This is a genomic window from Agromyces allii (genome assembly GCF_009749385.1).
GTDB classification, from domain to species: domain Bacteria; phylum Actinomycetota; class Actinomycetes; order Actinomycetales; family Microbacteriaceae; genus Agromyces; species Agromyces allii.
Genome location: NZ_WBIN01000002.1, coordinates 366,519 through 387,745, shown reverse-complemented (window position 1 = coordinate 387,745; position 21,227 = coordinate 366,519). Strand labels below are relative to the sequence as shown.

At 70.6% G+C, this 21,227-nt stretch carries 16 protein-coding genes; 8 read left to right on the top strand and 8 right to left on the bottom strand.

The features are described from left to right. Positions 1-5 precede the first annotated feature (5 nt). Positions 6-941, bottom strand: coding sequence for a 3-methyl-2-oxobutanoate hydroxymethyltransferase (gene panB / locus GQR16_RS04315; protein ID WP_157413914.1), 936 nt, complete (start codon positions 939-941; stop codon positions 6-8). Positions 942-1,028: 87 nt separating this feature from the next. Here panB and glnA (GQR16_RS04310) point away from each other — a divergent pair, with 87 nt between their 5' ends. Both glnA (GQR16_RS04310) and GQR16_RS04305 read left to right on the top strand, forming a co-directional pair. Continuing rightward, positions 1,029-2,366: a type I glutamate--ammonia ligase gene (glnA, locus tag GQR16_RS04310; protein ID WP_157413913.1), complete on the top strand. Its 1,338-nt coding sequence runs from the start codon at positions 1,029-1,031 to the stop codon at positions 2,364-2,366. A 10-nt stretch (positions 2,367-2,376) separates the two neighbouring features. Next, entirely contained in the window at positions 2,377-5,394 is a 3,018-nt protein-coding gene (locus tag GQR16_RS04305) for a bifunctional [glutamine synthetase] adenylyltransferase/[glutamine synthetase]-adenylyl-L-tyrosine phosphorylase (RefSeq protein WP_157413912.1), read from the top strand. A 249-nt stretch (positions 5,395-5,643) separates the two neighbouring features. Here GQR16_RS04305 and glnA (GQR16_RS04300) read toward each other — a convergent pair whose 3' ends face one another. Beyond that, the gene (gene glnA, locus GQR16_RS04300) at positions 5,644-7,068 is read right to left on the bottom strand and encodes a type I glutamate--ammonia ligase (RefSeq protein ID WP_067876560.1); all 1,425 of its coding nucleotides are present in this window, start codon (positions 7,066-7,068) and stop codon (positions 5,644-5,646) included. Between the two features lie 147 nt (positions 7,069-7,215). On the opposite strand from glnA (GQR16_RS04300), the gene GQR16_RS04295 reads away from it, so the two are divergent. Next, entirely contained in the window at positions 7,216-7,650 is a 435-nt protein-coding gene (locus tag GQR16_RS04295) for an RDD family protein (protein ID WP_157413911.1), read from the top strand. 143 nt (positions 7,651-7,793) lie between these two features. Here the strand turns inward: GQR16_RS04295 and GQR16_RS04290 are convergent, their stop codons facing one another. The 3 genes from GQR16_RS04290 to lipB all read right to left on the bottom strand — a co-directional run bounded on the left by GQR16_RS04290 (position 7,794) and on the right by lipB (position 10,205). Next, a complete protein-coding gene (locus GQR16_RS04290; RefSeq protein WP_157413910.1) occupies positions 7,794-8,504 on the bottom strand; it encodes a DUF4191 domain-containing protein in 711 nt (236 codons plus the stop codon). A 73-nt stretch (positions 8,505-8,577) separates the two neighbouring features. Continuing rightward, positions 8,578-9,567 (bottom strand): lipoyl synthase, encoded by a 990-nt coding sequence (gene lipA, locus GQR16_RS04285; RefSeq protein WP_157413909.1) that lies wholly within the window; start codon positions 9,565-9,567, stop codon positions 8,578-8,580. Beyond that, entirely contained in the window at positions 9,564-10,205 is a 642-nt protein-coding gene (lipB, locus tag GQR16_RS04280) for a lipoyl(octanoyl) transferase LipB (protein WP_157413908.1), read from the bottom strand. Before lipB ends, lipA begins: the two co-directional genes overlap by 4 nt. A 155-nt stretch (positions 10,206-10,360) precedes the next feature. On the opposite strand from lipB, the gene GQR16_RS04275 reads away from it, so the two are divergent. Further along, positions 10,361-12,019, top strand: a complete 1,659-nt coding sequence (locus GQR16_RS04275; protein WP_157413907.1) for a protein kinase family protein — start codon at positions 10,361-10,363, stop codon at positions 12,017-12,019. Here GQR16_RS04275 and sucB read toward each other — a convergent pair. The 3 genes from sucB to GQR16_RS04260 all read right to left on the bottom strand — a co-directional run bounded on the left by sucB (position 12,016) and on the right by GQR16_RS04260 (position 16,523). Continuing rightward, positions 12,016-13,503 carry a 2-oxoglutarate dehydrogenase, E2 component, dihydrolipoamide succinyltransferase gene (sucB, locus tag GQR16_RS04270; protein WP_157413906.1) on the bottom strand — a complete coding sequence of 496 codons (1,488 nt, stop codon included), beginning with the start codon at positions 13,501-13,503 and terminating at the stop codon, positions 12,016-12,018. The two genes, GQR16_RS04275 and sucB, sit on opposite strands and share 4 nt — an antisense overlap. 66 nt (positions 13,504-13,569) lie before the next feature. Next, positions 13,570-14,943 carry a dihydrolipoyl dehydrogenase gene (gene lpdA / locus GQR16_RS04265; protein ID WP_157413905.1) on the bottom strand — a complete coding sequence of 458 codons (1,374 nt, stop codon included), beginning with the start codon at positions 14,941-14,943 and terminating at the stop codon, positions 13,570-13,572. A 98-nt stretch (positions 14,944-15,041) separates the two neighbouring features. Further along, positions 15,042-16,523: a leucyl aminopeptidase gene (locus GQR16_RS04260; protein ID WP_157413904.1), complete on the bottom strand. Its 1,482-nt coding sequence runs from the start codon at positions 16,521-16,523 to the stop codon at positions 15,042-15,044. A gap of 86 nt (positions 16,524-16,609) precedes the next feature. Between GQR16_RS04260 and GQR16_RS04255 the strand changes: the two genes are divergently transcribed. From GQR16_RS04255 to GQR16_RS04240, 4 genes are all read left to right on the top strand, one after another. Further along, positions 16,610-17,536, top strand: coding sequence for a proteasome assembly chaperone family protein (locus GQR16_RS04255; protein WP_157413903.1), 927 nt, complete (start codon positions 16,610-16,612; stop codon positions 17,534-17,536). A 329-nt stretch (positions 17,537-17,865) separates the two neighbouring features. Beyond that, on the top strand, positions 17,866-19,164 hold the full coding sequence (locus GQR16_RS04250; RefSeq protein WP_157413902.1) for an RNA polymerase sigma factor: 1,299 nt from the start codon (positions 17,866-17,868) through the stop codon (positions 19,162-19,164). A gap of 7 nt (positions 19,165-19,171) precedes the next feature. Further along, the gene (locus GQR16_RS04245; RefSeq protein WP_157413901.1) at positions 19,172-20,428 is read left to right on the top strand and encodes a Mur ligase family protein; all 1,257 of its coding nucleotides are present in this window, start codon (positions 19,172-19,174) and stop codon (positions 20,426-20,428) included. Then, on the top strand, positions 20,425-21,189 hold the full coding sequence (locus GQR16_RS04240) for a type 1 glutamine amidotransferase (RefSeq protein ID WP_157413900.1): 765 nt from the start codon (positions 20,425-20,427) through the stop codon (positions 21,187-21,189). The genes GQR16_RS04245 and GQR16_RS04240 overlap by 4 nt, the downstream gene beginning before the upstream one ends. Positions 21,190-21,227: the final 38 nt, after the last annotated feature.

The following is a 21,227-nucleotide window of genomic DNA, read 5'->3' as shown; positions in this document are numbered from 1 at the left end:
GCCGCTCACTCGTAGCTGTGCTCGGCGCTGGGGTACTCGCCGCTCGCGACGTCGGTGCGCCATTCGACGGCCGCCTTGCCGAGGATGCCCGCGAGGTCGGCGTACTGCCGCACGAACTTCGGCACGCGGCCGACCGTGAGGCCCGCCCAGTCGGTCCAGACGAGCAGCTGCCCGTCGGTGTGCGGGCCGGCGCCGACGCTGATGGTCGGGATGTCGAGTCGCTCGGTCACCTGGCGCGCCGCATCGGAGGGCACCATCTCGAGCACGACGGCGAACGCACCGGCATCCTGAACCGCCTCGGCGTCGGCGAGCAACTGCTGCACGCCCTCGCCGCGGCCCTGGATGATGTGCCCGCCGAGCCCGTGCTCGCTCTGCGGCGTGTAGCCGATGTGCGCCATGACCGGGATTCCGGCCTGCACGACGCGACGGATCTGCTCGGCGCTGCGCACGCCGCCCTCGAGCTTGACCGCGTGCGCGCCCGTCTCCTTCATGAAGCGGATCGCGGTGTGCAGCGCCTCTTCGGCGCCGACCTCGTAGGAACCGAACGGCATGTCGGCGATGACGAAGGCGCGCTTCACCGCGCCTGCGACCGCGCGGGTCAGCGGGATGAGCTCGTCGACCGTGACCGGGAGTGTCGTCTCGTAGCCGAAGACGTTGTTGCCCGACGAGTCGCCGACGAGCAGGAAGTCGATGCCGGCCTCGTCGAAGATGCGCGCCGTGAGCTGGTCGTAGCTCGTGAGGCCCGTGATCTTGATGCCGTCGCGCTTGGCGTTCTGGAAGTGCCGGGTGCGCACGCGCTTCGGGCCGCCGGGCGCCGCGCCGCCGCCGTAGGGCGTGGTCTCGGTCACCGGCTCTGCCTGCCCGGCGTTCGCCGGGGCGGGGCTCGGTGCGCCGGTGTTCTGCGCGTCAGCGGATGCGGGGGAGGCGGGCTGCTCGGACATGATGGCAGTCTCGCACACGCGCCAGCGGCGAAGGCCCCGCCGAGCGCCCGCTTACCGCTACCCTGAGAGGAGCGAGAGAGGGTGTGGATGGACAAGCAGCGTGACTTCGTTCTTCGGACGATCGAAGAGCGGGGGGTCAAGTTCGTCAGGCTCTGGTTCACCGACGTCGTCGGCACCCTCAAGTCGGTGGCCATCGCCCCGGCCGAGGTCGAGGGCGCGTTCACCGAGGGCATCGGCTTCGACGGCTCGGCCATCGAGGGGCTCAGCCGCACGTACGAGTCCGACCTGCTGGCGTACCCCGATCCCACGACGTTCCAGACGCTCCCGTGGCGGGGCGACATCGATCCGACGGCGCGCATGTTCTGCGACATCACGACGCCCGACGGCGAGCCGGCGGTCTCCGACCCGCGCAACGTGCTCAAGCGCACGCTCGCGCGCGCCGCCGATCGCGGCTTCACGTTCTACACGCACCCCGAGATCGAGTTCTACCTGCTGAAGTCGTCGAAGTTCGGCGAGGCAGGCCCCGAGCCGGTCGACTCCGCCGGGTACTTCGACAACGTGCCGGGCGGCACCGCGCACGACTTCCGCCGCCGTTCGGTCCGCATGCTCGAAGACCTCGGCATCTCGGTCGAGTTCAGCCACCACGAGGCGGGCCCCGGCCAGAACGAGATCGACCTCCGCTACGCCGATGCGCTCACCACGGCGGACAACATCATGACCTTCCGCACGGTCATCAAGGAGGTCGCGATCGAGCAGGGCGTCTACGCGACGTTCATGCCGAAGCCGTTCTCGCAGTTCCCGGGCAGCGGCATGCACACGCACCTCTCGCTGTTCGAGGGCGATGCGAACGCCTTCTACGAGGCGGGCTCGCAGTACCAGCTCTCGAAGATCGGCCGACACTTCATCGCGGGCCTCCTGCGCCACGCGAACGAGATCTCGGCCGTCACGAACCAGTTCGTGAACTCGTACAAGCGCCTCTGGGGCGGCGACGAGGCCCCCAGCTTCATCTGCTGGGGCCACAACAACCGCTCGGCACTCGTGCGCGTGCCGCTCTACAAGCCCAACAAGGGCCAGAGCGCGCGGGTCGAGTACCGTGCCATCGACTCTGCGGCGAACCCGTACCTCGCCTTCTCGCTGCTGCTCGCAGCCGGCATGAAGGGCATCGAAGAGGGCTACGAGCTGCCGGCCGAGGCCGAAGACGACGTCTGGGCGCTCACCGACAGCGAGCGCCGCGCGCTCGGCTACAACCCGCTGCCCGCGAGCCTCGACCACGCGATCGAGTACATGGAGGAGTCCGAGCTCGTCGCCGAGACGCTGGGCGAGCAGGTCTTCAACTACGTGCTCGCGAACAAGCGCTCCGAGTGGCGCGACTACCGTTCGCAGGTCACGCCGTTCGAGCTGCGCCGCAACCTCGAGATCCTCTGACGCGCTCCGGATGTCACGCCAAGCACCAACCCTCGGTCGTCTTGCGCGTGCCGGTTTCGACGACCTCTCCGCGGCCGCGGCACGGCTCGAGTCGCTCGCGACGCTGACCGGACTCGACGAGGAGCACCTGCTCGTCGCGTTCGCGAACGCCGCCGACCCCGACGAGGCCCTGGTCGCCGCCGAGCGGCTGCATGCGCGCGCGCCCGACGAGATCGCGGCCGTGCTCGCGCCGGCGGCATCGGCCGAGCGGTTCGCGCGGCTGGTCGGGGCGTCGCGCGGGTTCGCCGACTTCCTGCTGCGGCATCCGTCGGAGCTGGCGCTGCTGCAGGAGGTGCCCGGGCCGCCGTTCTCGACCGACGAGGCCCGCGCACTGCTGCTCGCGGCGGTCGAGGGAGCCTCGGCGCACCCGTCGGTCTCGTTCGAGCGCGTCGCCTCGGCGCTGCGCGTGCGCTACCGCAGCCTGCTCGCGCGCGTCGCGGTCTTCGACCTCACCCGGGTCGACGCCGTCGAAGCCGTCGAGACGGTCGCGGCCGGCCTCGCCGACCTCGCGGGCGCCACGCTCGACGGCGCGCTCGAGATCGCCCGCAGGTTCAGCTCGCGCGCCGAAGGCGCCCCCGCCGCACCCGGGCTGTACCCCGAGGCCGAGGTCGCGGCATCCCGACTCGCCATCATCGGCATGGGCAAGGCGGGCGCCCGCGAGCTCAACTACGTCAGCGACGTCGACGTGATCTTCGTGGGCGAGTCCGCCGACGAGGAGGTCGTCTCCACCGCGCGCGCCCTCGACATCACGACCCGGCTGGCGATGCTCACCATGCGCGCCATCGCCGAGCCCGGCGTCGAGCCGCCCCTGTGGGAGGTCGACCCGAACCTGCGCCCCGAAGGAAAAGACGGCGCACTCGTGCGCACCCTCGACTCCCACCTGCAGTACTACGACCGGTGGGCCAAGAGCTGGGAGTTCCAGGCGCTCCTGAAGGCGCGGCCCCTCGCCGGCGACGCCGAGCTCGGCGCGCGATACGCGGCCGGCGTCGCGCCCAAGGTCTGGACGAGCTCCAGTCGCGAGGGCTTCGTCGAGTCCGTGCAGCGCATGCGCGAGCGCGTCACCGAGCACATCCCCGCCGACGAGGTCGGCGTGCAGTTGAAGCTCGGCCCGGGCGGCCTCCGCGACATCGAGTTCACCGTGCAGCTCCTGCAGCTCGTGCACGGCGCATCGGATGCGGCGATCCACCAGGGCGGCACGCTGCCCGCCCTCGAGGCCCTCGCCGACAACGGCTACGTGGGGCGAGAGGAGGCCGCGGAGTTCTCGCGCGACTACCGCCTGCTCCGCGTGCTCGAGCACCGCCTGCAGCTCGAACGGCTGCGCCGCACGCACCTCATGCCGCGCGACGACGCCGGTCTCCGCCGACTCGCGCGCGCCTCCGGCCTCGCGCCCGACGCCGCCCGTCTCGGCGAGGTGTGGCAGGCGACCCGGCAGCGGGTGCGCGGACTGCACGAGCGGCTCTTCTACCGTCCCCTGCTGTCGGCCGTCGCGGCGCTACCGGCATCCGGGCTCGAGCTCACGAGCGAACGCGCCGAGGCGCGGCTCGCGGCGATCGGGTTCCGCGATCCCCGCGGAGCGCTCGCGCACATCGGCGCCCTCACCTCGGGCGTCTCGCGGCGCGCGCAGATCCAGCGCAACCTCATGCCGGTGCTCATCTCGTGGTTCGCCGACGGCGCAGACCCCGACTTCGGGCTGCTCTCGTTCCGGCGCCTCAGCGACACGCTCGGCACCACGCACTGGTATCTCGGCCTGCTCCGCGACTCCTCCGACGCCGCGCTCAACCTCACGAGGGTGCTCTCGGGCTCGCGCTACGCGGCGAAGATGCTCGAACGCAGCCCCGAGGCCGTGGCGTGGCTCGAAGACCTCGACGAGCTCCGGCCGCGCTCGCTCGAGGCGCTCCGCGAGGAGTCGGGTGCAGTCCTGCAACGTCACGCCGATCCGGCGGTCGCGGCGAAGATCCTCCGGGCCATCCGCCGACGCGAGGTGCTGCGGCTCGCGCTGGCGGCGATCCTCGACGTCTGCACGGTCCAGGAGCTCGGCTGGGCGTTGAGCGACGTCACCGAGAACCACATCGCGGCGCTCGTCGGCACGATCCGCGGCGCGAACCCCGACGGCATCGAGTTCGCCGTGATCGCCATGGGCCGGTTCGGCGGTCGCGAGCTTGGCATCAGCAGCGACGCCGACATCATCTACGTCTATCGGGCGACGGATGCCGAACCCGACGCCGCGCATTCGCAGGCACTCCGCATCGTCGCCGAACTCGTGCGGCTCAGCGAAGACGCCCGACTGCCGTTCGAGCTCGACGCCGACTTGCGCCCCGAGGGTCGCAACGGCGTCGTGGCCCGGTCGCTCGATGCGTATCGCGCCTACTACGCGCGCTGGTCGCTCACCTGGGAGGCGCAGGCGCTGCTCCGCGCGCGCGGCATCACGGGCGACACGGCGCTGCTCGAGGACTTCACGGAACTCGCCGACACCGTCCGCTACCCCGAGCAGATCTCCGAACGCGACATCCGCGAGGTCAAGCGCATCAAGGCGCGCGTCGAGAACGAACGGTTGCCGCAGGGCGCAGACCCCACCCGGCACCTGAAGCTCGGCCGAGGCTCGCTCAGCGACGTCGAATGGTTCGTCCAGCTCGTCCAGCTCGAGCATGCGGCGGCCGTGCCGGCCCTGCGCACCACGTCGACGCTCGACGCGCTCGACGCGGCGGTCGAGCACGACCTCGTCACCGCATCCGATGCCGAGACGCTCCGGAGCGCATGGGTCTTCGCCTCCCGCGCCCGTTCGGCGCTCACCCTGTGGCTCGAACGCACGAGCGACGTGCTGCCCGTCGAGCGGTCGCAGCTCGAGGGCGTCTCGCGCATCATGGGCTACCCGCCCGGATCGGCCTCGCAGCTCGAGAGCGACTACCTCGCGGTCACGCGCCGGGCGCGCGCGGTCTTCGAGCGCGGCTTCTACGGCCTCGAGCCGCGCCGCGAGCCGACGACCGGCTGAGGTCGCGGCCGCTTCCGCGTCGGCGATGCGTCGCACGCGACCCGTTCGAAGAGTCTCGCCCTCGGGATGGGTCGCGGACGACGGCCTCGGCGACACGACGACGGCCTCGGCGACACGACGACGGCCTGGAGACACAGAGAACCCCCGCCGGGCGACCTGGCGGGGGTTCTCTGCGTCGACTCCTACGGACTATCTGCGGACCAGGGGGAGGGGGGTTCGCAGAAACTTCCGGTCAGAGTGCGTTCTTCACTAGACGCCGTAGTAGAGCTCGAACTCGAACGGGTGCGGGCGCTGAGCCAGGGGCTTCAGCTCCTTCTCGCGCTTGTAGTCGATCCAGGTCTCGATGAGCTCCTTGGTGAACACGCCGCCCTCGAGGAGGAAGTCGTGGTCGGCCTCGAGCGCGTCGAGCACGGCGTCGAGCGAACCCGGAACCTGCGGGATCGTCTTGGCCTCCTCGGGCGGGAGCTCGTAGAGGTCCTTGTCGACCGGCTCGTGCGGCTCGATGCGGTTCTTGATGCCGTCGAGGCCGGCCATGAGCTGCGCGGCGAACGCGAGGTACGGGTTGCCCGAGGCATCCGGAGCGCGGAACTCGATGCGCTTGGCCTTGGGGTTCGTGCCCGTGATCGGGATGCGGATGGCCGCCGAGCGGTTGCCCGCCGAGTAGACCAGGTTGACGGGAGCCTCGAAGCCCGGAACCAGGCGGTGGTACGAGTTCACCGTCGGGTTCGTGAAGGCGAGCACGGCCGGAGCGTGCTTGAGGAGGCCGCCGATGTACCAGCGCGCCAGGTCGGAGAGGCCGCCGTAGCCGGCCTCGTCGTAGAACAGGGGCTTGCCCTCGCTCCACAGCGACTGGTGCGTGTGCATGCCCGAACCGTTGTCGCCGAAGAGCGGCTTCGGCATGAACGTGGCGGACTTGCCCCACTGCTCGGACGTGTTCTTGACGATGTACTTGAACTTCAGGATGTCGTCGGCCGCGTGCACCATGGTGTCGAAGCGGTAGTTGATCTCCTGCTGGCCGCCCGTGCCCACCTCGTGGTGCGAGCGCTCGAGGATGAAACCGGCCTCGATGAGGTTCAGGGTGATGTCGTCGCGCAGGTCGGCCGTCTTGTCGACCGGGCTGACCGGGAAGTAGCCGCCCTTGTACGGGGTCTTGTTGGCGAGGTTGCCGCCCTCTTCGGTGCGACCGGAGTTCCAGGCGCCCTCGTCGGAGTCGACCGAGTAGAAGCTCGAGTGCTGGTTGACCTCGTAGCGCACGTCGTCGAAGATGTAGAACTCGGCCTCGGGGGCGAAGAACGCGGTGTCGGCGATGCCGGTCGACGCGAGGTACTTCTCGGCCTTCTTGGCGACCTGACGCGGGTCCTTCGAGTAGATCTCGCCGTTGCGCGGGTTGTAGATGTCGAAGATCATCACCAGGGTGCGCGCGGTGCGGAACTGGTCGACGTACGCGGTGGTCACATCGGGGATGAGCTGCATGTCGGACTCGTGGATGTTCGCGAAGCCGCGAATCGAGGAGCCGTCGAAGAGCTGGCCGACCGTGAAGAACTCCTCGTCGACAGTCGACGCCGGGATGTTGAAGTGCTGCTGCACACCCGGGAGGTCGGTGAAGCGGATGTCGAGGAACTTGACATCCGTCTCCTTGATGAACTTGAGCACTTCAGAGGAATCACTGAACATGGGGTGGAATCTCCAAGGGGGCGAGTTGAACCGGCGAGGCCGGACGGACGTGCACAGCCGTAGTCGACCGTACCGAGCGGTGGTTACCCGGCCATGACGCCATTGTTTCAGACGTGTTACGCCGCGGTCGATCGGTAGAATCGAGGGATGCCTGATGCGACGCCCACCACCTTCGGCCAGCTCGAACCGAGTCGATGGCCCGGTGAGCGGCTCGGGCTTCCCGACGAGGGCCCGAACTCGGTCGCCCGCGTCGGGCGCCGCATCGCGGCGATCATGATCGACTGGGGCGCCGCGATCCTCATCGCGCTCCTGTTCGCGGAGTACAGCTCGCTGCTGCACTCCTGGCTCACCCTCGGCATCTTCGCGCTCATGCAGATCGTGTTCATCCCGACCATCGGCGGCAGCGTCGGACACCGGCTCATGGGCCTGCGCATCCTCCCGGTCGCCGGCGGATGGGTCGGGCTCTGGCGCCCGGTCGTGCGCACCGCGCTGCTCGCGATCGTCGTGCCCGCGCTCGTGTGGGACTCCGACCAGCGCGGGTTCCACGACAAGGTCGCCGGCACGGTGCTCGTCCGCGCCTGACGCGTCGCGGCCGGCCGGCCGCCGCCGCAACCGACGGTCGAGGCGGCACGAGGGTCGACCCACGGCATCCGGAAGCCGACGCGATGAACGACGAAAGCGGCACCCGACCGAGTCGGATGCCGCTTTCTGGCGTATGTGGGAGATCAGCGCATCTTGCCGCGCTGCGGCCGCGCCTTCATGGGGTCGATGCCCTTGGGGATCGGCAGCGACGACTGCAGCGAGTTCAGGCGGTTCGACACCGCGAGCACCTCGGGCTTCGTCAGCGAGCGCTTGATCTTCCGCAGGGCGGCTGGGAGCTTGTGCAGCTCGATGGCGCCCTCGTCGTGACCCACCGCGATGAGCGTGATCGGCACGTTGGGCAGCACCCGGGCGACCTTGCGCTTCTCATCGTCGAGCATGCGCTTGGTTCGCGTCTGCGGGCCCTCGCTGATGAGCGCGATGCCGCCGCGCCCGACGGAGCGGTACACGGCGTCTTGGGTCTTGCCGTTGACAGCGACCGGCATCTCGTTGCCGATCCAGCCGCCGCGGAGGCCGCTGCGCAGCACCGCGCCGACCGCACCGGGCTGGCCGTCGATCTGCGCGTAGGCCGCACGCTCGGCCCGGCGGCCGAGGACGATGAGGGCGAGCAGCAGGCCCGCGAGCACGCCGGCGACGATCCACAGCGCGATCGTGAAGCCGTTGCCCTCGCTGAGCCACAGTGCGAGTCCGAGCCCGACGATGACGGGGGCGAGGAACACGAGCAGCATGAGCCACTGCGCGCTCGAGTCGTAGCGGCGGGTCATCTGGAAGACCTGCCACATCTGCTTCAGACGCCCTGGCTCCTTCGGAGCGGACGAATCCTTGGTGCGTGCCATGTGCACAAGGATACCGGCGCGAGGAGCCGCCTCCGACCGCGTTCACCGAGGGCGGAGACGGCTTCCGGATGTCTCAGCCGACCGCCTGCGCGAAGCCCAGCGAGGGGTCGGCCAGATGCGCCAGTTCGGCGGGCATCGGGCGGCCCTTCGCGTGCATCGACTGGGCCCAGAGGCGGCCCGCGCGATACGAGGAGCGCACGAGCGGCCCTGCGAGCACGCCGAGGAAGCCGATCTGCTCGGCCTCGGCCTTGAGCTCGACGAACTCCTCGGGCCGCACCCACCTGGCGACCGGCAGATGTCGCGAGCTCGGGCGCAGGTACTGGGTGATCGTGATGATGTCGGTGCCCGCGTCGTGCAGGTCGTGGAGCGCCTGCGACACTTCGGCGCGTTCTTCGCCCATGCCGAGGATGAGGTTCGATTTGGTGATGAGCCCGGCATCCCGACCCTGGGTGATGACGTCGAGCGAGCGCTCGTAGCGGAACGCCGGCCGGATGCGCTTGAAGATGCGCGGTACGGTCTCGACGTTGTGGGCGAAGACCTCTGGGCGGGCGTCGAACACCTGGCGGAGCAGGTCGGGCTCGCCGTTGAAGTCGGGCACGAGGATCTCGACCCCGGTACCGGGGGACTGGCGGTGGATCTCGCGGATCGTCTCCGCGTAGAGCCAGGCCCCCCCGTCGGGCAGGTCGTCGCGAGCCACCCCGGTGACGGTCGAGTAGCGCAGCTGCATGCGCTCGACCGACTCGGCGACGCGTCGCGGTTCGTCGACGTCGTAGCCGGCGGGCTTGCCCGTGTCGATCTGGCAGAAGTCGCACCGGCGCGTGCACTGCGACCCGCCGATGAGGAAGGTCGCCTCGCGGTCCTCCCAGCACTCGTAGATGTTCGGGCACCCGGCCTCCTGGCAGACCGTGTGGAGCTCCTCGCTCTTCACGAGGCTCTGCAGCTGGCGGTATTCGGGCCCCATCTTCGCCCGGGTCTTGATCCACTCGGGCTTGCGCTCGATGGGCGTCTCGGCGTTGCGGACCTCGAGGCGCAGCATCCGGCGCCCCTCGGGAACGGCGCTCATGCGGCGATCGCCGCCTCGAACTCGGTGCGGAACGCCGCGGTCACGGCATCGACGAGGTCCGTCGGAGCGACGTCGCGACCGAGCTCGCGCGAGACGGTCGTCACGCCGGCGTCGCGGATGCCGCACGCCACGATCTTCGTGTACGGCTCGAGCGAGTTCGAGCAGTTGAGCGCGAACCCGTGCGAGGTCACGCCCTCGGCGACGCGGATGCCGATCGCCGCGATCTTGTTCTCGAGGCCGGGCGAGCCGACCCACACGCCGGAACGACCGTCGACGCGACGACCATCGATGCCGAGACCGGCGAGCACGGTGATGAGCACGTGCTCGAGTCGTCGCACGTAGTCGACGACGTCGACGGGTTCGGCGAGGTGCAGGATCGGGTAGCCGACGAGCTGACCCGGGCCGTGCCACGTGATCTTGCCGCCGCGATCGACGTCGATGACCGGGGTTCCGTCGGTCGGCCGCTCGTCGGGCGCTGTGCGCTTGCCGGCGGTGTAGACGGAGGGGTGCTCCAGGAGGAGGACGGTGTCGGGGCGTGAGCCCCCGACGACCGCGCGATGGACGGCGCGCTGAAGGTCGAGACCCTCGATGTACGGCACGGAGTTGGCGCTTAGCCCCGCGACGACGAAGTCGAGCATGCACCGAGTCTAGACACGGATGCCGGGCTCCGAGGCCCGCTCGCGGCGGCCCGCGTGCCGGCGACCCGTCCTCCCCAGCCGCGCCGGGCCTCGAGTCCGGTCGGGCCTCGCCGATCGCCGACGCGGTGGAACCGGGCGCCGGGCACGGTTGACGGATGAACGGTGGGTGGAAGCGCGGCGGCCGGCAGCGACGGGGCACGGCTCGGGCGGATGCCGCGGCATCCGTCGGCGGTGACGGCGAGTCGCTCGCGACGACCGGGTCTGGCGTCGCCGGGTACCGGATCCTGCGTCGCATCGGCTCCGGGCGACGGGCCGAGGTGTTCCTCGCAGTCGCCGAGGGACGGCAGACCAACCTCGATCCGGGCGCCGGTGGCACGTCGGTCGAGAGCGTTGCGACGGCCGCCGGGGCGGTCGAGGCGGCGCCGCTCGTCGTCGTGCGCATCTATCGCGACGAGGTCGACGATCGATCGGTCGCGTGCGAGATCGAGGCCATGCACGCGGCGCCCGAGGTCGGCATGCCCGCCCTGCTGGATGTCTCGGTCGGCGAGGACGGTGCACGGGTCGCGGTCGTCGAGCGCATCGGCGGCGCGACCGTCGCGCAGTTGGTCCACGAGCGGAGCCTCGAACCCGGCGAGGCCGTGACGCTGATCGCACCGATCGTGAGCGGGCTCGCCAGGCTCGCGGGCGCGGGTTACGTGCATACCCGGCCGATGACGACCGACGTCCAGCTCGATGCGAGCGGCCGACCGCGACTGCTCGGCCTGGGAGCGCTCGAGCGCATTCCCGCCGACGCGGCCGACGCCACGGCGCTCCGTCGCGACGGGCTCGCAGCGCTCACCGAGTACGTCGAGCAGGTCGCAGCGGCCGTCCGCCCGGCCGGGGTGTTCGACGGGCCGATCGGCCTCGCGAAGGCCGGGCTCGACGCCCGACCGTTCCGACCGTTCGAGGCCGACCTCGAGCGCGCGCTGTTCGCTGCGGCCTCGCCGGCGCCCGTCGCCGGGCTTCCGCCGGTGCGGGAGCTCCGCATCCCGACGCGTGCACTCGCCCCCCAAACCGGCTGGGCGCCGACCCAAGCGGAGGTGCCGCCGGCACGGAGCCGGTGGTCGGGTTCGCACGAGAGCCTCGCCGCCGGCCTGCTCGAGCTCGCAGAACTCCCGCCGCCGATGCTCGAGAAGCTGGCGGCGGAAGCCGACACCGATCGGCTGGCTTCGATTCGGCACCGATTCGCCGGCTGGTTCGCGAGTCGCCGCAGGCCCGTCGTGGTTGGCGTGCTCCTCGGTGCAGCAGCACTCGTGCTGCTGTTGACCGCCGTTCCCTCGGCGGGTGCGGGCGAACGCGCAGGGTCCGACCGTCCGGAGGTCACGTCGACCGCGGTTGCGGATGCCGGAGCAGGTTCCGATTCCGGCGGCGATGCGGCTGGTGACGGCGAGCGTGACGAGAAGACCGGCACGAATGCCGCTGCCGCTCCCGCAGGGGCAGCGGGCGGAGGCGAGCTCGCAGCGGAGGATCCGCGGTCGGCCGCGACCGCATTGCTGGGCGTGCGCGCGTCGTGCTTCGACGAGCTGGACCCCGCCTGCCTGGCGTCCTATGCGCAGGCCGGTTCGCCGATCGAGGACGCCGACTGGACCCGCATGCTCGCTGCGCGCGACGGCGGTCCGGGTGTTCGAGCACTCGACACGACGCACGTGGAGGTCGTGACCGAGATGGGGGCGGCCGTGCTGGTGCGCGTCGCCGGAGTCGACGACGAAGAACCGGCCTCGCTCCTCATGGTGAGGAACGAGGCCGGTTGGCGTCTTCGTGAGATCTTCGACTAGATGCCGAGGTCGGCCTCGAAGTCGCCCGACTCGAGACGGTCCTTGACGGCCGTCAGGAAGCGCGCGGCGTCGGCGCCGTCGATGATTCGGTGGTCGTACGACAGGGCGAGGTAGACCATCGAGCGGATCGCGATCGCCTCGGAGCCGTCGGTGGTCACGACCACCGGCCGCTTCACGACGATGCCCGTGCCGAGGATCGCCGACTGCGGAAGGAACACCACGGGGGTGTCGAACAGCGCGCCGCGCGAACCGGTGTTGGTCAGCGTGAACGTGCCGCCCGAGAGCTCGTCGGGCTTCAGCTGGTTGTTGCGGGTGCGGTCGGCGAGATCGGCGATCTGGGCTGCGAGGCCTGCGATGTCGAGGTCGCCGGCGTTGCGGATGACCGGCGTGAGCAGGCCGCGCTCGGTGTCGACCGCGATGCTCAGGTTCTCCTGCGCCGGGTAGACGATGGCGTCGCCGTCGACCGTCGAGTTGATGATCGGGAACGCCTGGAGCGCCTCGGCGGTGGCGAGCGCGAAGAAGGGCAGGAAGCTGAGCTTGTTGCCGGTCTTGGCGAGGAAGTCGCCCTTGACCTTGTCGCGCAGGCGCGCGACCTTCGTCACGTCGACCTCGACGACCGAGGTGAGCTGGGCGGTCGACGTCATCGACACGACCGCGCGCTCCGCGACGACCTTGCGGAGGCGGGTCATCGGAACCGTGGTGCCGCGCAGCGGCGACGGCTCGAGCGGGGTGCGCGCCGGAGCGGCCTCGGCAGCGGGTGCGGACTGCGCCGAGATGACGTCCTGCTTGCGGATGCGGCCGCCGACACCGGTACCGGTGACGCTGGCCAGGTCGACGCCCTGCTCGTTCGCGAGCTTGCGCACGATCGGCGTGACGTATCCGGGGGCGCCGGCGTGCGAGCCGGTCGCCGCAGGGGCGGTCGGCGCTGCGGGCGCTGCCGGTGCTGCGGGCGCTGCCGCAGGAGCAGCAGGTGCTGCAGGAGCGGCGGCGGGAGCCTCGACCGGTGCCGGGGCGGCGGGTGCCACCGGGGCGGCCGCGGGGGCCTCGACCGGAGCGGGAGCCGGAGCTGCCGGGGCCGGGGCGGCCGCGGGGGCTTCGACCGGAGCAGGCGCAGCCGGTGCCGGGGCAGCAGGCGCCTCGACGGGCGCCGGCGCAGCGGGTGCGGCCGGTGCCTCGGCGACCGGAGCCGCGACGGGCTCGGGAGCTGCCTCGGCGGGTGCTGCCTCTGCGGGTGCCGCAGCGGCGCTGCCGTCGCCGATCGTCACGAGCGCGGTGCCGACCTCGACGGTCTCGTCCTCCTGGACGAGGATCGCCTCGATGACACCCGCGACGGGCGACGGGATCTCGGTGTCGACCTTGTCGGTCGAGACCTCGAGCAGCGGCTCGTCGACCTCGACACGGTCGCCGACGTTCTTCAGCCAGCGGGTGACCGTGCCCTCTGTGACACTCTCACCGAGTGCCGGGAGGCTGACGGATTCGCTCATGCGCTTGTCTCCTTCACAGCGTTGGGACGCTTGTAGCTTATTGCAGTCGTAGTGGGTGATGCAGGGTCAGAGCGCGTGCAGCGGCTTGCCCGCGAGCTTGAGGAACGCCTCGCCGAGCGCCTCGTTCTGCGTGGGGTGCGCGTGGATGAACGGGGCGATGTCCTCGGGGTAGGCCTCCCAGTTCACCGCGAGCTGGGCCTCGCCGATGAGCTCGCCGACGCGGCCGCCGATCATGTGCACGCCGACGATGGGGCCGTCGTTCACGCGGACGACCTTGATCGAACCGCTCGTCTCGAGGATGTGGCTCTTGCCGTTGCCGGCGAGGTTGTACTCGTAGGAGGAGACCTGGTCTGCGCCGAACTTCTCGCCGGCCTTCGCCTCGGTGTAGCCGATGGAGGCGATCTCGGGCTCGCAGTACGTGACCTTGGGGATGTTGACGTCTTCGATGATGATCGGGTTCAGGCCCGCGATCTCCTCGGCGACGAAGATGCCCTGCTGGAAGCCGCGGTGCGCGAGCTGCAGGCCGGGGACGATGTCGCCGACGGCGTAGACGCCGGGCACGTTGGTCGCGAGGCGCTCGTCGGTGAGCACGAAGCCGCGATCCATGGCGACGCCGACCTCCTCGTAGCCGAGCCCGGCGGTGACCGGGCCGCGGCCGACGGCGACGAGCAGCAGCTCGGCCTCGACGGTCTCGCCGTTCTCGAGGGTCACGACGACGCCGTTCTCGTGCTGCGCGACCGACTGGAAGCGGACGCCGATCTTGTAGTCGATGCCGCGCTTGCGGAACGCCCGCTCGAGCTGCTTGGAGATCGACTCCTCCTCGTTGGGAACGAGGTGGGGGAGGGCTTCGATGATCGTTACCTCGGCGCCGAACGACTTCCAGACGCTGGCGAACTCGACGCCGATGACGCCGCCGCCGAGGATCGCGACCTTGCCGGGCACGAAGTCGAGCTCGAGCGCCTGCTCGCTCGTGATCACACGGCCGCCGATCTCGAGGCCGGGAAGCGAGCGCGAGTAGGAGCCGGTCGCGAGGATCACGTTCTTGCCGACGATGCGCTGGTCGCCGACCTGCACCGCGTTCGGCGCGACCAGACGGCCCTCGCCCTCGATGACGGTGATGCCGCGAGCCTTGACGAGGCCCTGCAGGCCCTTGAACTTGCTGGAGACGATGCCCTCGCGGTACGCGGTGACCCCGGCGACGTCGATGCCGTCGAACGTCGCGCGCACGCCGAACTTCGCGGACTCGCGAGCGTGCTCGGCGATCTCGGCGGCGTGCAGCAGCGCCTTGGTGGGGATGCAGCCGCGGTGGAGACACGTGCCGCCGAGCTTGTCCTTCTCGATGAGGCCGACGGTGAAGCCGAGCTGGACGGCCCGCAGCGCTGCTGCGTACCCTCCGCTGCCGCCACCGAGGATGACAATGTCAAAGTTCTGCTCGGACAACCGGAATCTCCCTTGCGCACCTGTACTGCGACACGGACTGCCCCGGATGCGTGACCGGCGGCAGAGTGAAGGGCGAAGATCTCGCCCATACGACCTTACTACTCGGCGGAGAGCTCCTCGCCCAGGGCCACGAGCGTGCGGACGCCGATCGCGGTGCCGCCCGCTCCGGTGTGTCCCCAGCCGCCGGACTGGTTGAACGAGGGGCCCGCGATGTCCAGGTGCGCCCACGGGATGCGCTCCTCCGAGCCCTCCCTGCGGCCCACGAACTCGCGGAGGAAGACGCCGGCGACGAGCATGCCGGGGATCGTGGTTCCGAGGCGCGTGTTGGCGAGGTCGGCGACATCCGACTTCAGGTTCGCCTTCAGGTAGCCGGGCAGCGGCATCGGCCAGAACGACTCGTCGACGGAGCCGGCCGCGTCGCGGACGCGACCCACGAGCGCGTCCTCGCCCATGAGGCCGCTCATGCGGTGGCCGAGCGCGACGACCTGGGCGCCGGTGAGGGTCGCGACGTCGACGATGGCATCGGGCTGCTCCTCGCTCGCGGCGACGAGTCCGTCGGCGAGCACGAGGCGGCCCTCGGCATCCGTGTTCAGCACCTCGACGGTCTTGCCGCCGCGGATGCGGAGCACGTCGTTGGGCCGGATCGCGGTGCCCGACGGCATGTTCTCGGCGAGGCAGAGCCAGGCCGTCACGCGGATCGGCACGTCGAGCGCGGCGAGCGCGAGGATCGCCGACAGCACCGTCGCGGCGCCGGCCATGTCGGACTTCATGCCGACCATCGAGTTGCCGGGCTTCAGCGAGAGGCCGCCCGAGTCGAACGTGATGCCCTTGCCGACGAGAGCGAGGTGACGGGCGGCGGCGGTGGGCGCGTACTCGAGCCGAACGAGGCGCGGCCCGCGGGACGAACCCTGTCCGACGCCGAGGATGCCGCCGAACCCGTCGGCCTCGAGGGCCTCCTCGTCCCAGACGGTCGAGGTCACGCCGACCGAATCTGCGGTGTTCACGGCGATCTCGGCGAGACGTGCGGGGGAGAGGTCGGCCGGCGCGGTGTTCACGAGATCCTTCGTGCGGTGCACGGCGTCGGCGATCACGCGGACGCGATCGAGGCGCACCCGAGCGGCGGAGGCCGGTGCGTGCAGGGTGACGACCGCGACCGGCGCCTTGGGCTCCGAACGATAGGTCGTGAAGGCGTAGGCGCCGAGCGCCGCGCCCTCGAGCAGCGCCTCGGCGACGTCGAGGTCCTCGGCGAACTCCGCGGGGACGGCGACCGCGACGTGCTCGACCCCGGTGAGCTGGCGCAGCGCGCTGCCCGCGGCGAGACGCAGCGACGCGGCATCCGCCCGATCGCCCGCTCCGGCGACCGCGACGACGGCGGGGCCGTCGCCCGACGACGGGAGGCGCACGAGTTCGTCGCTGCCGCCGGTCGCGCCGAGACCCGCGAGGAGCGGGGCGACCCAGGCGTAGCCCTCGACCTCGAGGAGCCGCGGGCCGTCGGAGGAGCTCACGGCCGTGAGGAGCACGACGTCGGCGTCGGAGGCTGCGGGCGGGAGGTCGGACGTGCGGAGTTCTGGGACGCTCATGCTGCGAATCGTACGTGTTCGCTCTGAGCATGGCGTGGGATGACCGTTCCGGGCGGGCCGTCGGAGCGCGCCGGTAGGCTTGAGGCATGCGCGATCCACGTTCCCTCTACGAGCTGAGTCCCGGCGTCGAAGTGCCGGCGGGCCTCCCGCTCGTGGCCGGGCTCACGGGCTTCGCCGATGCCGGTGCGGCCGTCGCGCAGACGATGGAGTTCCTGCTCGCGACGCTCGACAACGTCGAGGTCGCGCAGTTCGACGCCGACGAGTTGCTCGACTACCGGGCGAGGCGGCCGATCATCCTCTTCGAAGAGGACCACATCACCGAGTACCGTCCGCCGCGCCTGCTGCTCTCGCTGGCGCGCGACGAGATCGGGCAGCAATTCCTGCTGCTCACGGGGTACGAGCCCGACTTCCAATGGGAGCGCTTCGGCGCCGCGGTGCTGGAGCTCATCGACCGCTTCCAGGTCTCGTCGACGACGTGGATCAACGCGATCCCCATGCCCGTGCCGCACACGCGCCCGATCAGCATGACGGTCAGCGGCAACCGACCCGAGTTCGTCGAGTCCATGTCGGTCTGGCGGCCGACGACCGAGGCGCCCGCGAACGCGCTGCACCTCGTCGAGTACCGGCTGCAGGAGCTCGGGCACCCGGTGACCGCGTTCGTCCTGCTCATCCCGCACTACCTGGGCGACACCGAGTACCCGGCCGCCGCCGTCGCGGCGATCGAGGCGGTCTCGAAGGCGACGGGCCGCATCCTGCCGACCGACAGCCTGCGCGAGGCGAACCGCGACTTCGTCGCCCGCATCGACGAGCAGGTCGCCGGCAACGGCGAGCTCGGCAAGCTCGTCGGCACGCTCGAGGAGCGCCACGACACCTACATGCAGGAGACCTCGTTCCGCTCGCCGCTCACCGACGAGGAGGGCGGACTTCCCTCCGCCGACGAGATCGCGGCCGAGCTCGAGAAGTTCCTCGCGGTGCGCCGCCGCCACGACGACGAGTCTCCGCTCGGGGGCTGAACCGACATCCGATCAGCGGCACCGGATTCCGGCCCGCCGGGGCCCGGTCGCGAGCGATCCTCGGGAATGCGGATGTCGCGGCCGACGTTGTGTTGAGAGAACAGGCGTACGCCCGGTACCGCATGCAGACGACGCGCGGCCTCCGTGGACGTGAGGCGGACTCGACGGCTGTATAATGGTGGAAGGACCCGTTCTGGTCCGCGGGCACGATCGCGTGCCGACGACGCGGACTTGACATGGGTCCTCATAGTGTCCGAAAACGATCGGACCCACCACGACCCGCGACCCTCACTGGGCATGCGCCGTGCGATGTAGGAGAGGTTCAACCAATGGCAACGACGAAGGCTGCGACGTCGGCGAAGGACGAGGCCGAGAAGCCCGCCGCTCGCGCGACGGCTGCGAAGTCGACCACGGCGAAGGCCGGCGCGAAGACCGCGACCGCGAGCAAGACGCCGCGAAAGACCACCGCGAAGGCGGGAACGAAGCCGCGCGGCGCCGCGAAGGCCGGCGACGACGAAGACGGCGAGGAGACCGAAGAGGTCGAGATCGACGTCGAGGTCGTCGAGGGTGCCGAGGGCACCGACGCCGCGGCATCCGACGACGAGGAAGACGAGAAGCCCGTCGCCGTCGAGCCGCACCCGACCGGTGCGCTCGTGCTCCGCGCCGTCGACGACGAAGACGAAGTGCCGGTCTACTCGAGCGCCATCACCGGCGCGACGGCCGACCCCGTCAAGGACTACCTGAAGCAGATCGGCAAGGTCGCCCTGCTGAACGCGGCCGAAGAGGTCGAGCTCGCCATGCGCATCGAGGCCGGACTCTTCGCCGAAGAGAAGCTCTCGCACATGACCGACGCCGAGAAGCGCTCGCAGCTCGGTCGCGAGCTGCAGTGGGTCGCGAAAGACGGCCAGCGCGCCAAGAGCCACCTGCTCGGCGCGAACCTGCGTCTCGTGGTCTCGCTCGCCAAGCGCTACACCGGTCGCGGGATGCAGTTCCTCGACCTCATCCAGGAGGGCAACCTCGGCCTCATCCGTGCGGTCGAGAAGTTCGACTACACCAAGGGCTTCAAGTTCTCCACGTACGCCACGTGGTGGATCCGCCAGGCGATCACGCGCGCCATGGCCGACCAGGCCCGCACGATCCGCATCCCCGTGCACATGGTCGAGGTCATCAACAAGCTCGCCCGCGTGCAGCGCCAGATGCTCCAGGACCTCGGCCGCGAGCCCACGCCCGAAGAGCTGAGCCGCGAACTCGACATGACCCCCGAGAAGGTCATCGAGGTGCAGAAGTACGGCCGCGAGCCCATCTCCCTGCACACGCCTCTCGGTGAAGACGGCGACAGCGAGTTCGGCGACCTCATCGAAGACACCGAGGCCGTCGTGCCGGCCGATGCCGTGGGCTTCACGATGCTGCAGAAGCAGCTCGAGTCGCTCCTCGACTCGCTGTCCGAGCGCGAGGCGGGCGTGATCCGCATGCGCTTCGGCCTCGGCGACGGCATGCCGAAGACCCTCGACCAGATCGGCGACACGTTCGGCGTCACGCGCGAACGCATCCGCCAGATCGAGTCGAAGACGATGGCGAAGCTCCGCCACCCGTCGCGGTCGCAGTCGCTTCGCGACTACCTCGAGTAGGCCGACGGTGCGCTACGCGCCGGCGATCCTCGCCGGCAGGCTCACCCGATTCGCCGCCCGGCTGCGCAAGCCCGGCGGCGGATCGGCTGTTCCGGGCCTGGTCGTCAACCGCATCGCGCCCGGGTACCTGAAGCGGACCCTCTCCGGGTTCCCGCAGGGCCTCGTCGTCGTGACCGGTTCCAGCGGCAAGTCCACGACGACGAAGATGCTCGTCGCGGTCCTGCGCGCCCACGGCATCGACGTGTTCACGAACCCGTCGACCGCCAACATCAGCCAAGGACTCACGTCCGCGCTGCTCGAACGCGCCGACTGGCAGGGCCGCGTGCCCGGCGAGATGGCCGTGCTCGAGATGGACGAAGGCCACGGCGCGCTCGTCATGCAGGGCGTCGACGCCCGCACGGTCACGCTCATGAACGTCATGGTCGACCAGGTCGACCGGTTCCACGACTCCGAGATGGTGGCGGGCATGCTCGCCCGCATCGCGGCGCGTGCACGGGAGTCGGTCATCGTGAACGCCGACGACGCCTACCTCGAGCAGATCGCGACCCGGGTCGGGGCGGATGTCTCGGTGCGGCGCTTCGGCGTCTCCGAGACGGTCGTCGCGGCATCCCCGCGCGGTCTCGGCTACGCGAAGACCGTCGAGACCCGTCTCGCCGCCGGAGACGGCGTGCGACTCGAGTCCGTCGACGGCCGCAACGCGGTGATCGACGACCACGGTTCGGCCGTCGCCATCACGTTGCCGGCGCGCGGCACCCACTACGGGGTCGACGCGACCGCGGCCTACGCGACCGCGCAGGCGGTGCTCGGCGGTCGGTTCGACTCAGCCGTCACCGCCGCCGCGCTGAGCGCGATCCCGGCGGTCTTCGGACGCGGCGAGCGCGTGAACGTGCGCGGTCAGGAGGTCGACTTCGTGCTCGTGCAGAACACCGCGAGCTACCAGCTCAACGTCGACAGCATCGAGCCGGGCACGAGCGACATCCTCTTCGCCATCGGTTCCGACGTGCGCGACCCCTCGTACTTCTGGCCTGCCGACGCCTCGTCCCTCGGCCGCGTCTCGATCGTGAGCGGCTCGAAGTCCGCCGAGGCGGCACTCATGCTCTCGTACGACGGCGTCGCCATCGACCGGGTCGAGCCCGACCTGGCCACGGCGGTCGACGACTTCCTCGCGGCGCCCCCGCCGGCATTCGGCACGAAGACGATCGTCTTCTCGGCCGACTCGATGCGGCGCACGCGCGCCCACCTCGGACTCACTGGAGCGGAATGACCCTCACGATCATCACGCTGCTGCCGTCGCTGCAGAACACCAACGGCGATGCCGAGAACGCGGCCGTGCTGGCGAAGCGGGCCGGTTGGGCCGGTCTCGACGCGCGCGTGGTCGCCGTCGAGTCCCGCGACGACCTGCCCGAGCGCGTCGACGCGATCGTGATCGGCTCCGGCACGGATGCCGCACTCGACGTCGCACGCACGCGCCTGCTCGACCTGCACGACGACCTGCGCCGGTGGGGCACCGAGGGCGTGCCCATCCTCGCCGTCGGCACCGGATGGGAGCTGCTCTCATGGGGCATCGAACTGCCCGACGGCAGCGGCGTCGAGGGCCTCGGCATTCTGCCCGGTCGCGCCGTGCCGCACCCCGCGGGGCGCATCACCGGCGACCTCGTCGTCTCCGAGCGCGGCACGAAGCAGCTGCTCGTCGGGTTCGAGAACCACGCCCGCGCCTACGTCGGCGCCGAGGGCTCGCCGCTCGGGCGGGTCCGCGCCGGCGAGGGCAACGCCCTCGGCTCGGGGCAGGAGGGCGTCGTCATGGGCGCGGTCATCGGCACGCACCTGCACGGTCCCGTGCTCGCGAAGAACCCCCACCTCGCCGACCGACTCCTGAGGACCATGGCGGAGCGCGCCGGGCTGTCCTACGAGCGGGGGGAGCAGACGCGCGTCGTCGACGCCTATGCGGAGTCCGCGCGCATCGCCCACCTGGCCGCGGCCGGCGTCGACCTGGAGTCCGCGACGGCGACGTCGCCCGACGTCTGACCTCGCACCGCGTACGAACGAAGGAACGCCCCGGGATG